Annotated in this window: 9 protein-coding genes and 1 pseudogene; 8 read left to right on the forward strand and 2 right to left on the reverse strand. The window is 61.4% G+C overall.

What is annotated here, in order from left to right; translation table 11 throughout:
• Positions 1–417 (reverse strand): annotated as a pseudogene (locus FA740_RS15695) (transposase); the annotation flags it as partial.
• A 402-nt stretch (positions 418–819) separates the two neighbouring features.
• On the opposite strand from FA740_RS15695, the gene hsdR reads away from it, so the two are divergent.
• The 5 genes from hsdR (at position 820) to FA740_RS15720 (ending at position 8309) form a co-directional block, all read left to right on the forward strand.
• Positions 820–3276 carry an EcoAI/FtnUII family type I restriction enzme subunit R gene (hsdR, locus tag FA740_RS15700; RefSeq protein WP_136857806.1) on the forward strand — a complete coding sequence of 819 codons (2457 nt, stop codon included), beginning with the start codon at positions 820–822 and terminating at the stop codon, positions 3274–3276.
• Between the two features lie 3 nt (positions 3277–3279).
• Entirely contained in the window at positions 3280–4728 is a 1449-nt protein-coding gene (locus FA740_RS15705) for a class I SAM-dependent DNA methyltransferase (RefSeq protein WP_136857780.1), read from the forward strand.
• Positions 4725–6443, forward strand: coding sequence for a restriction endonuclease subunit S (locus FA740_RS20365; protein WP_136857781.1), 1719 nt, complete (start codon positions 4725–4727; stop codon positions 6441–6443). The genes FA740_RS15705 and FA740_RS20365 overlap by 4 nt, the downstream gene beginning before the upstream one ends.
• Positions 6444–6510: 67 nt before the next feature.
• Complete coding sequence (locus FA740_RS15715; protein ID WP_169306329.1) at positions 6511–7230, forward strand: CBS domain-containing protein; 720 nt, start codon at positions 6511–6513, stop codon at positions 7228–7230.
• Between the two features lie 11 nt (positions 7231–7241).
• Positions 7242–8309 (forward strand): PDDEXK family nuclease, encoded by a 1068-nt coding sequence (locus FA740_RS15720; RefSeq protein WP_136857783.1) that lies wholly within the window; start codon positions 7242–7244, stop codon positions 8307–8309.
• Between the two features lie 87 nt (positions 8310–8396).
• Here FA740_RS15720 and FA740_RS15725 read toward each other — a convergent pair whose 3' ends face one another.
• Entirely contained in the window at positions 8397–9062 is a 666-nt protein-coding gene (locus FA740_RS15725; RefSeq protein ID WP_136857784.1) for a DUF6998 domain-containing protein, read from the reverse strand.
• Positions 9063–9203: 141 nt separating this feature from the next.
• Here FA740_RS15725 and FA740_RS15730 point away from each other — a divergent pair, with 141 nt between their 5' ends.
• The 3 genes from FA740_RS15730 to FA740_RS19775 all read left to right on the forward strand — a co-directional run bounded on the left by FA740_RS15730 (position 9204) and on the right by FA740_RS19775 (position 12343).
• Entirely contained in the window at positions 9204–10229 is a 1026-nt protein-coding gene (locus tag FA740_RS15730) for an exonuclease domain-containing protein (RefSeq protein WP_246053675.1), read from the forward strand.
• 327 nt (positions 10230–10556) lie between these two features.
• A complete protein-coding gene (locus tag FA740_RS15740) occupies positions 10557–11105 on the forward strand; it encodes a hypothetical protein (RefSeq protein WP_136857786.1) in 549 nt (182 codons plus the stop codon).
• 80 nt (positions 11106–11185) lie between these two features.
• Positions 11186–12343, forward strand: a complete 1158-nt coding sequence (locus FA740_RS19775) for a hypothetical protein (RefSeq protein WP_169306330.1) — start codon at positions 11186–11188, stop codon at positions 12341–12343.
• The last annotated feature ends 22 nt before the right edge of the window (positions 12344–12365 follow it).

The following is a 12365-nucleotide window of genomic DNA, read 5'->3' on the forward strand; positions in this document are numbered from 1 at the left end:
TTCGGGCTGTAACGAAAGCAGGTCTCGCTGACCCCAAATGTGCGGCAGGCCAGCGCAATGCTGACCCCCTTCGTCGCCACCGCCCTCGCGGCCAACTCGCGGCGTTGAGCTGGCCGCGTCACTTTTTTCCCAAAGCTTCCTTGAGCAGGTCGGCCTGCATGCTCAGGTCCGCGAACATGCGCTTCAGCCGCCGGTTCTCATCCTCCAGCGCCGTTCGCGGTTCTCTCGAACCGGTGGCGTTCACCGCTCACTCTGGCTCATCATGGACGCATCCATACCGCCATACTTCGCCCGCCATTTGTAAAAGCTCGCGCTGCTGATCCCATGCTCTCGGCACAGCTCCGGCACCGCAACGCCGCCTTCGGCCTGGCGCAGCACAGCCATGATCTGCGGCTCGGTAAATCGGGTATTTCTCATTCGAATCTCCTCAGCTCACGCTACGAGAAAATTCTACGAATAAACCCCCTTAACCATGGGGAGGATTACCCTTGTGGCGACCGACCCATACCCGGCGAGGCGGCGACGAGACACTCGTCTGGACCTTGGCTCATCACCTGCCCGCGGAGGTTCCGCGGATGATCATCTGGCACGAGTCTCGCTTCTGACAGCGATTACGGCGAGACCGCAAGACTCTTGCGCCGAGCATGCCCGGAAGCCCCATCCTTGATCGCAAAGGTTCCGACGGATCACCTCGGCTCGTCCAAGCATCACGCTCATGGCGTTCGATCTTCATTGTCATGATCGACCTGTTCCGCATACGCTTCAATGCCATTGCTGGACGACATTTCATACACGGCGCATCACGAAGGACACAATCCGATGCACAAAGGCTCGCTGAGCGAACGTGATATTTGCACCAAGTTCATCACCCCATCGCTTCGACATGCCGGATGGTGCGAGGTCACGCAGATCCGGGAAGAGGTCAGCTTTACAAAGGGCCGGATCATCGTGCGAGGCCGGCTTGTCAGCCGGGGGAAAGGGAAACGGGCCGACTATATCCTTTCCGTGAAACCTAACATCCCGATCGCAATCATTGAGGCCAAGGTGAACAGCCTGCCGGTATCGGCCGGAATGCAGCAGGCCTTGGATTATGCCGAGACGTTGGACATCCCCTTCGTTTTCTCTTCGAACGGCGACGGCTTCATTTTTCACGATCGAACCGGCATGACCTCGCCGCCGGAGTCGGCACTCAGCCTCGATGAATTTCCGAGTCCAGACGAACTGTGGGCGCGTTACCGGACCTGGAAAGGTCTTTCAGACGTAGCCGCACAAATTGCCTTGCAGGACTATCATGACGACGGCAGCGGAAAGGCGCCAAGATACTATCAAGTGAATGCCGTGAATGCCGCGGTCGAGGCCATTGCAAAGGGCCAGGACAGGCTGCTTCTTGTGATGGCGACGGGGACAGGAAAAACCTACACAGCCTTTCAGATCATCTGGCGTTTATGGAAGGCGGGTCAGAAAAAGCGCATCCTGTTTCTCGCTGATCGAAATGTTCTCGTCGATCAGACCATGGTGAATGATTTTCGACCGTTTGCTGGCAGGATGGCAAAGCTGTCGACGCAATCGAAGACGATCGAGCGTGCGGATGGGACTGCCGCCGAAGTGACCTTGGCCTTAGACAAGAAACGTCGAATCGACGCGTCCTATGAGATCTATCTGGGCCTCTATCAGGCCATCACGGGGCCGGACGAAAGCCAAAAGCTATATAGAGAATTCTCTCCCGACTTCTTCGATCTGATCGTGATTGACGAATGCCACAGGGGCAGCGCCGCCGAGGATTCGGCCTGGCGAGAAATTCTCGACCACTTTTCATCCGCGACCCAGATTGGCCTGACGGCGACACCGAAAGAGACTACATACGCCTCGAACATCGACTACTTTGGAGCGCCTGTTTATAGCTATTCGTTGAAGCAGGGCATCCGCGACGGCTTTCTTGCCCCTTACAAGGTGATCAAGGTTCATATCGACCGTGATGTCCAAGGCTATCGCCCGGTCCAAGGTCAAGTGGACCGCGACGGAGAAGAGGTCGAGGATCGCATCTACAACACTAAAGATTTCGATCGGACCTTGGTGCTTGATGATCGCACGAAGCTTGTCGCCCGGAAAGTTACCGAGTTCCTGAAGGAGAGCGGGGACCGGATGGCAAAGACGATCGTTTTCTGCGTCGATCAGGAACACGCGCTGCGGATGCGGCAGGCGGTGATCAATGAGAACGCCGATCTTGTTGCCCAGAACCACCGCTACGTCATGCGCATCACCGGGAACGACCGGGACGGCTTGGATCAACTGGGCAACTTTATTGATCCCGAAGCCACCTATCCAGTCATCGTGACCACCTCACGCCTGCTTTCCACCGGAGTCGACGCCCAAACCTGCCGCTTGATTGTCCTTGATCGCGAGGTCGGGTCCATGACCGAGTTCAAGCAGATCGTTGGTCGTGGCACCCGGGTGCATGAGGATACTCAGAAGCTCTACTTCACGGTGATGGACTTTCGTGGCTCGACCAGCCATTTTGCGGATCCGGAGTTCGATGGCGAGCCGGTGCAAATCTACCAGCCTGGCCCGGATGATCCAATAACACCCCCGGACGACGCCCCGCAATCGGATGATGATGGCAATCCTATGCCCCCACAGCCGGGCGATGATGAGACTGTTCTGACTGACCCCACGGGCACAACTACAGGGGGAGGGGGATCCGGGAACCCAATCCGCAAGATCTACGTGGATGGTGTTGGGGCGCAAATCGTGGCCGAACGTGTCGAATACCTTGATGAAAGCGGCAAGCTGGTCACAGAGTCGCTCAGGGACTATACGCGCAAGGCGCTGCAGAAGCAGTTCGCAAGCCTGGAATCTTTCCTCAGACGCTGGAACAGCGAACAGCGCAAGGACGCGGTCGTCAAGGAACTGGAAGCCGAGGGCCTTCCGCTCGATATGATCGCGGCCGAGCTTGGAACCGATCTCGATCCCTTTGATCTGATCTGCCACATTGCCTTCGATGCAAAGCCTCTGACGCGACAGGAGCGTGCCGCGAACGTCAAGAAGCGGGGCGTTTTTAACAAATTCGGCCCGCAGGCGCGTGCAGTTCTTGAAGCACTTCTCGAGAAATACGCTGATGAAGGGGTCATAAATCTTGATGACCTCGGCGTATTGAAGATCGCCCCCTTCAGCGGCATGGGAAGCGTGCTTGAACTGATCGGGGCTTTCGGAGGAAAACCCGGCTTTGAACAGGCCGTCCGTGACCTGCAATCTGCCATCTACGAAGAAAGCGCGTAAGCAATGTCTGTCCGCACCCTCGTTAAATCCATCCAGGACATTATGCGCAAGGACACTGGCGTTGACGGCGACGCCCAGCGCCTCAGCCAGCTTGTCTGGATGTTCTTCCTCAAGATCATCGACGACCAGGATCAGGAACTCGAGCTGACCAAGGACGGCTATGTCTCGCCCATTCCGTCTGATCTACAATGGCGCAGCTGGGCAGCAGACCCAGAGGGGATCACGGGCGACGCACTGCTTGATTTCGTCAACCTCACCCTTTTCCACCGCCTCAAGGCACTGCCTACCGCGGCAGGTCCCCGCGCCAAGGTCGTGCGTGACGTCTTCGAAGATACCTACAACTACATGAAATCCGGCCAACTGATGCGGCAGATGATCAACAAGATCAACGAGGTGGATTTCAACAACCTGACCGAACGCCAGCATTTCGGCGACATCTACGAACAGCTTCTGAACGACCTGCAGAACGCGGGCAACGCGGGCGAATACTACACCCCTCGCGCCGTCACCGCCTTCATGGTCCAGCAGATGGACCCCAAGCCGGGCGAGTTCTTGTTCGACCCCGCCTGCGGCACCGGCGGCTTCCTGACATGCGCGATGCGCCACATGCGCGAGCATCACGTCAAGCGCCCCGAACATGAGGCGCTGATGCAGGCGTCTCTGCGGGCGGTGGAAAAGAAGCCCCTGCCCCACATGCTCTGCGTCACGAACATGCTGCTGAACGGCGTCGAAGAGCCTGGCTTCGTTCGCCATGACAACACCCTCGCCCGTCCGCTGACCAGCTGGACGAAGGACGAGCGTGTGGACATCATCCTGACCAACCCGCCCTTCGGCGGCAAGGAGGAGGACGGGATTGAGGGCAACTTCCCCACCTTCCGCACCCGCGAAACCGCCGATCTGTTCCTCGCCCTGATCATCCGCCTGCTGAAATCCGGTGGCCGCGCCGCCGTGGTGCTGCCCGACGGGTCACTGTTCGGCGAGGGGATCAAGACCCGGCTCAAGGAACACCTGATGGAGGAGTGCAACCTGCACACCATCGTGCGGCTGCCGAACTCGGTCTTCAAACCCTATGCCTCCATCGGCACCAATCTGCTGTTCTTTGAAAAGGGCCAGCCCACGCAAGATATCTGGTATTGGGAACACCGCGTGCCCGAGGGGCAGAAGGCCTATTCGATGACCAAGCCGATCCGGCTGGATCATCTGGCCGACTGCGCCGCATGGTGGGGCGGAGCTGCGCGTAAGGGGCGCGAGGAAGGCCCGCAGGCATGGAAGGTCTCGGCAGAGGAGGTCCAGGCCCGCGGCTACAACCTGGATATCAAGAACCCCCATACCGTCGCCGATGATCACGGCGACCCTGACACCCTGCTGGCCGATCTGAACGCCGCCGAGGCGCAGACGGCGACCTTGCGCGATCGGCTGAAGGCGATCCTGACGGAGGCGCTGGCACGATGAAAGACGGGACGTTCACCGCCGACCGCTTGGTCGCTCTCTATGACCGCGTGGCCGATGCCGAGGACGCCATTCCTCGGCTGCGCCGCTTCGTGCTGGATCTGGCCGTGCGCGGGAAGCTGGTGGAGCAGGACCCGAGTGACGAACCAGCGGCGGAGTTGCTGAAGCGAATCGCCAAGAGAACCCGCGACAGGATCAAAGCGGGCGATTTCAAGGAACCGAAGAGTTTCTCTGCAATTGATCGGTCAACACTGCCTTTTGATTGCCCGAAAGTCTGGTCATGGGTTCGGTTAATCGAGATCGCCGAGGTGTCCTACGGTTTTGCATTCGATTCCGCGCGCTTCAACGACAGAAAGCAAGGCGTGCCGCTAATTCGAATACGCGACATCTCAAGCTCTGACACGGTTGCCTACTTCGATGGGGCCTTTGACCCATTCTATGTCGTCAAGAAGAGCGATTTTCTTGTCGGGATGGATGGTGACTTCAACGTGCGCAAGTGGGCTGGCGACGACGCACTTTTGAACCAGCGGGTCATGCGGATGCGCAACTGGTCTGCTGAGGCCTTGCCGGACTACGTCGCGTTGCCGCTTCAGTTCATCCTAAGCCACTTGCATGGAAAGACTTCGCAAACCACGGTCAAACATCTATCCGCAAAGCAGGTGAACGGGATCAAAATTGCCCTCCCACCCCTCGCCGAGCAGCAGCGGATCGTAGCCAAGGTCGATGAACTCATGGCGTTGTGTGACAGGCTGGAGGCGGCGCGGGCGGGGCGAGAGGCGGTGCGGGATCGGCTGACCGCCGTCACCCTATCCCGCCTGACCACCCCCGAGACCGACGCTGAAACCTTCCCGACCCACGCCCGCTTTGCCCTGCAAACCCTCCCCACCCTCACCACCCGCCCCGACCAGATCAAAACCCTCCGCCAAACCATCCTGAACCTCGCCGTGCGGGGGAAACTGGTGGAGCAGGATCCAAACGACGAACCAGCGGCGGAGTTGCTGAAGCGGCTGCTGATCGAACGAAAGGCACTTGAGTCACGGAACGCTATCCTAAGAGTGAAGAAGATTCCGGAAATCAAGTCGCCGATGTTTCGGCCTCCAAACGGGTGGCTTTGGTGCCCGCTCGTTCAAATCTGCGACATTGTCGATCCGAACCCATCTCACCGAATGCCGCAGTATGTCTCTGAGGGCGGCTTTCCGTTTATTTCTTCGCAAAATTTTGCAGATTGCGATGGCATTAACTATACAATCGGAAAACGGGTCACAGAGCAGACTATTGAAGAACAGACACAACGATTTTCGATATTAGACGGTGCTTTCGGATTCTCACGGATTGGAACGATTGGCAAAACTCGCCCCCTCAAGCCGGAACGAGATTATGGCATTTCGCATGCGGTCTGCGTTATAAACCCAGTCTCCGCATATGACCTGTCGATGAGGTTCTTGCGGCTTTCGATGACTTCGGAGCTTGTCCTCAGCCATGCACACAACGGCGTGCAGAGTGTTGGAGTGCCTGATTTGGGAATGGGCGTTATTCGATCAATGGCGATCCCCCTTCCGCCCCTCGCCGAGCAACACCGCATCGTGGCCAAGGTAGATACCCTGATGGCGCTCTGCGATCAGCTGGAAGCCAGCCTCATCACCGCCACCACCACCCGCTCGCGCCTGCTGGAGGCTACCCTTCATGCGGCACTCGCAGGGGGCTCTCAGGCGGCGTGACATGGGGCAAAGGATCCATCAGACAACAGCAAGACGGCAGACCGACCCAGCGGCCTTGGGGAGTGATATGGATACCAGCACCACTAGGTTCATTCGCATTTTCGAAGCTCTGAAAACCGAAATCAACAAAGCGGCTCGCGCGGAAGATTCCGAAAGACTTGAACTGGACAGAGCCGCCAAGGCCACGGGCGTTGTATACCGGAACCTTCAGCGCCTGAGATACATCCGTGATATCCGTAACCTTCTTCAACACCCGCAACACAAATCGACCCAACCTGCGGTTTCGATCACCGAGAGCTTTCTGGCCGAAGTCGAAGATCTTCTGAACCAATTACAAAATCCACCTCGCGCCGGAACGCTCGGGGTGCCCCGGGGTCAACTGTCAGTCGCCTCGCCGGACGACAAGATCGGTGATCTGGCGGGAAAAATTCTGAGGGACGGCTTCAGTCACCTTCCAATTCTGGATGAGGACGACCGGGTGATCGGCGTTTTCAATGAGGCTGCCGTATTTGCCCACCTCTGGGCAGAGGATATCACCCTAATCGGCCGAGACATGACGGTCTCGGAGCTTATGGAGAGTTGCAGGCTGGGAGCAAACCATACAGAGACATTCGATTTCGTCGCGCCTCGAACCCCGCAGGAGAACATCGCCAAGATGTTCAGCACGGTTAGAAACAACAAGACGCGAGTCGGCGCTGTTTTCGTAACCGCATCCGGTAATCGCCATGAGCCTCTTCAGCGCATGATAACGCCGTGGGATGTCCTGGCGAAGTTTCGCCATTCGTAAAGGGAACGCAGATGCCCATATCTCATGCTGTCTGGACTGTCGGCCAAAGCCCGACCGAGGTTCCACAGGGCATCCTGCCCTCGGAGCAGATGCTGGAAGACATGATCGTGGCGCAGCCGCGTATCCTCTCCTCGGAGTGGATGCTGATCGGGCGGCAGGTCGATACAGGCTTCGGGGGGCGCCTGGACCTATTGGCGATCGCGCCTGACGGATCGCTGGTTCTTGTGGAGCTGAAACGCGACCGCACACCCCGAGAGGTCGTGGCACAGGCACTGGATTACGCCTCTTGGGTTGAGCGGCAGGACACCGAGAACATTGCCGCGATCTACGGCCGTTTCAGGCCCGGAAGCAGCCTGTCCACAGATTTTCGCCTGCGCTTCGGGCAGCCTCTGGATGAGGACGCGCTGAACGAGAGCCACCAGATCGTCATCGTCGCGGCGAGCCTTGACGCGAGCAGCGAACGCATCGTGAATTATCTGAACAATCGCGGGCTGGCGATCAACGTGCTGTTCTTCCAAGTCTTCAACCATGGCGATCAGCAGCTACTGAGCCGTGCATGGCTTATCGATCCCGGCGAGGTCCAGGTCCATGCCGCAAATGCCACGACGCGCGGTGAGAAGGAGCCATGGAACGGCGAGTATTATGTCAGCTTCGGTGCCGGTCCGAGCCGGATCTGGGACGAGGCCGTCGCGCATGGCTTCGTTTCAGGAGGTGGCGGGAGCTGGTATAGCAACTCGCTGAGGATGCTGTCCCCGGGAGACCGGGTTTGGGCTAAGATCCCGGGCGCGGGTTTTGTGGGAGTCGGACGCGTCACAGGGCCACGGGTTCAGGCGAAGGATTTCCTGATCGGCGATCGGCCCGCATTGGAGGTTCTGAAAGGCGGCTATCATCGCGAATATGTCGATGACGAAGAGCGGGCCGAGTATTTCGTGCCGGTGACTTGGGAAAAGGCGCTTCAGCCGACGCAGGCAATTCAGGAAGTGGGGATGTTCGGAAACCAGAACACCGTCTGCAAGCCCGTGACGCCTAAATGGCGTTGGACGGTTGATCGGCTGAAGGAGCTGTTTGCCATCAGCTGATCATTCATCCGCTACACGACTGCCTCGCGGACCTCCCGTGTGGAACCTGAGGCACACTGCTCACACCGCCCCCCCCCTCATCCCGGCCTAACCCAGCGCCGCGATGATGTCCGCGCCCAGGCGCCGGGTGTTCTTGGGGTTGCTTGTCGCACCCATCGGATCGACGCCGATCTCCCGGGCGATGATTCGCAGAGCTGGCTTGGCCATGGGCAGCAGCGCGCCATCCTCGCGCACGAGGATCGTGCCGTTCTCGAGCTGGGCAACCTCGTAGCCGCGCCATGCCGCACGCGCGACCTCCTTCAGGTCGCCCACCGGCCTTGCGACGCGGGTCGATGCCAGGATCCGGTTCACCGGCAGGTAGGTGCTGCCCTCCAAGGTGCGAAGCATCGGCTGCAACGCCTCGACCGGGCAGTCCAGCACCTCGCGGATCGAGGGCTCGCCCTCGTCGATCACGATCTGCAGGATCATCACCCTCGAGGCGGCGTGCAGCGTCGCGGGGTTGAAGTTGATCCGGGTCGAGGATGTGAAGGTCTTGACCGTAATCCGTTCGCCCTCGGCCGAGACGACGTCATAGCCGACCTGGTTCACCGACAGCGCCATCTGCCCGCGGGTGATCATCGCCGCATAAAGCTCGCCGATGCGGCCCGTCAGGTGCCGCAGCTCGGCGACAGGCGCGCCCCAGGCGAGTTCCTTCTCGAACCACTGAAGCGCATCGGCGAGGGAACGGATGATCTGGGTCTGGCTGAGGGTCATGCACGAAGATTACCGCGCCTCTTCGCCGCCAGACAAGAAGCGATCCACGAAGCTGATCTTCGATGCTATGGTTGCTCGTGCCGGAGTCATTTCGCTTCGGCCTTGTGATGCCGGGTTTTGAGGGAGAGTGTTTCAGTGTCCGTGTTCAGTTGGTTGTTCGACCGTCCCTGCCCCAAGCAGCCCGATCCCCGTCGCGATGCCGAACCCTTGGCGCCGATGCCCGCCCCCGCGCCGGACAGGCCCAACTTTGGCCATGCGGCCGGGATCCCAACCGGTCACTTCCGGTTCATCGCGATCGACGTCGAGACCGCCTGCAGCGACGCGGCCAGCATCTGCCAGATCGGCATCGCCTGCGTGCAGCCCGATGACGGGATCGAGACCTTCTCGATGCTGGTCAATCCGCGCATGCGCTTCGATCCGTTCAACATCCGGCTGCACGGGATAAGCCCCGACCATGTCGCCGATGCACCCTGCTTCAACGAGGCCATCGGGATGCTGACGCCGATCCTGAACCCCCATGCCCTCGTCCAGCACAGCAACTTCGACCGGCAGGCCGTCACGGCCGCCTGCCGCAGCTGCGGGATGGAGGTGCCGGATTGGCGATGGACGGACAGCGTGACGATCGCCCGGCGGGCCTGGCCCGAGCTGAAGGGGAATGGCGGGCATGGGCTGGCGAACCTCAAGAAGAGGCTGAAGCTGGACTTCCACCACCACGACGCGGGCGAGGATGCGCGGGCGGCGGCGATGGTCGTGCTTCATGCCGAGCGCCAGCTGGGGCTGCCCTTCGAGGATCTGCTGAAGCCCCAACCACGCAAGACTGTCGCCGCCAAGATGACCCTGGAGGGCGACCCTGCGGGTGCGCTGGCGGGTTCCGTCGTGGTCTTCACGGGCGCTCTGCAGATGTCGCGGACCGAGGCCGCCATGCTGGCCGCGCAGGTCGGAATGTGCGTGCGGGCCGGGGTGACCAAGCAGACCACGCATCTGGTGGTCGGTAATCAGGACCTGACCGTCCTGGCCGGTCACGATAAGAGCAGCAAGCACCGCAAGGCCGAAGAGATGCGGGAAGCGGGCCACCCGATCCAGATCATCGGGGAAAGCGCGTTCCGGGCGCTCGTCGCTGAGGAAAATTCGATATCGAGGCGGACCGCAGGTCAAACTATTGGGTAGCGCCGCCTATCATGCTCCAGATGCGCCGCATCACAATTCACGTAGTGCGCCTCCAAAAGGCACAGGTTATTGCTGTTCCGTGTCAATCTGCAGCCACTTTTCTAGCACTCTACGGATCATCTCCGGACGTGTAGGGATATCAGCTTCAAGCCGTCGACGCTCATCAATCGCGTCTATCATTGATCGCGAGAGCCGCAATGTGAGCGCCTCTGTATCTTTTTTTGGCGGAGCCATTGTTATTACCATTTTGATGTTGACATCGTGATGGCATAATCACATATTGGTCGGGCGAAGACAAGAGATCCTACCCTCCTGTCCGCCCTAACCATGAAGATCGAGAAAGGATCAACGATGGCTAATTGCAGCCTTACCACGCCTGTCGGCGTGACGGAACCGGCATCGCGCCACTTCACCCACACGCCGATCTCGCGCGCCTTCTCGGGGCTTCTGGCGGCGCTTGCGGCCCATGTCGAGGCCGAGCGCGACATCAGCGCGGCTGATAGCCGGGACCCGGGCTTCGCCGCGTCGCTCTGTGAGGCCGAAGCGGCCCGCGCCGGCGTCCTCGCCCGGATCGACAGCATCCGCAGCGCCACGGTGATGCGCCTCGAGGACCGGCCCCTGCGGCATATGGCGCTGATCTGCTACCTGCTGATGCAGGCCGGCACGAATGCCGAGTTCCGCGAGGCCCGGCAGGTCCTGGACCAGGCGCCCGGTCTCTTCGCCTGCCCGGGCCATGGCGCCGTGGCCTGGCGGTGCCGGCAGATGCTGCGCAGCATGCGCGTGGCGGTCGGGGAGATGGCCTCCCTGCCCTGCCATCTCGATCCCCACGAGATCGAGCCGGAGATGGCCGCGGTCGCGACGCCGGTCCCGGCCTGACCCTTCCCCCTTCCTGACCCGCGCTGCCGTCTGCCGCGACACTGCCTTTCCTAGGCGGTCCGATGCTGCACGCGTGCGCTTTGCACATCCCTCGCGCGGACGGGTCGCGCGAGGGCGGGTTTTCCATAAATCAGCATCTGGAGGCATCCATGCCCCGCAAACCCCGTTCCGCCGCATCCGACCCGGCGACGATCTCGTTCTGCCCGACCGCCGATCCTGCGGCTCCCGCCGCCCCGGGCACCCCGGGCACTCTCTTCGTGGACGGCGCGTCCCTGGCGGTCCATCCCGGCCCCCTCTCCCCCGGCTGGATCGCCGCCGCCGAGGCCAAGGGCTTCGACATCGCCGACCGGGTCATCGACCGGCTGCACCTGGCGCTGCGCTGCCGGATCTGCGGGCGTGTCTTCACCTGCCGGATCTTCACGCTGATGGCGGGCCGGCCGATCTGCCATGCCTGCCTGGAGGCCCGCCGGGCGGAGACCGCGGCCCGGGCGGCGCTGGTCTACCTGGGCCGTGACCCGGAAGAGACCGCCTACGGGCTCTACCGTGCCCGCTGCGGCCACGACCAGCGCCGCCAGTTCGACTATGTCCGCCGCATGGCCGAGGGCACGGCGGGTCTGCGCTGCGAGACCTGCTTCGCGGCGGAGGAGGCAGCCATCGCCGCGCGGCGCGGCTGGACGCGGATCGGGGCGGACCCCGAGTGCAATCCGAACTACCATCTCTATCGCCATGCCTGCGGGGCCGAGCGGCGCATCGCCCGGGCGAACCTCTACTGGGGGCAGGTCGACTGCCCGGACTGCGGCAAGGGCTGGAGCGCGCGGGAGAGCCGCATCTACCTGCTGGACCTGCGCCATGGGGATCGCCACTTCCTGAAGCTGGGCTACTCCGCCCATCCGGAGAAGCGGCACCGCCATCAGCTGGGCCTGCCCCCCGAGGCCCGCGTGCGGGTCCTGCGCGAGCTGGTGGTCCCCACCGGGGCCGCGGCCTGCGCGGCCGAGCAGCGGATGCACGGCGATCTGCGCCGGGGCTTTCCGGAGACGGTCGTCCCGCGGGCGGAGTTCGCCGACATGCTTAACGTCACCCGCGAGATCTACCGTCCCGCGCTCCGGGCCGAGATCGAGGTCCGGCTGGACGCACTGGCCGTGACGCTGGAGGCGTCCGATCCGACCGCACCCGACCCGACCGCGGCGGACGAGACGCCGCCCGAGGACCCCGGGACCGACGCATCCTCCGGCCGCTGAGACCCGGCTCCCTTTCCTGAAC

Origin of the sequence: Paracoccus hibiscisoli, from assembly GCF_005048265.1 — a bacterium.
Lineage (GTDB): Bacteria > Pseudomonadota > Alphaproteobacteria > Rhodobacterales > Rhodobacteraceae > Paracoccus > Paracoccus hibiscisoli.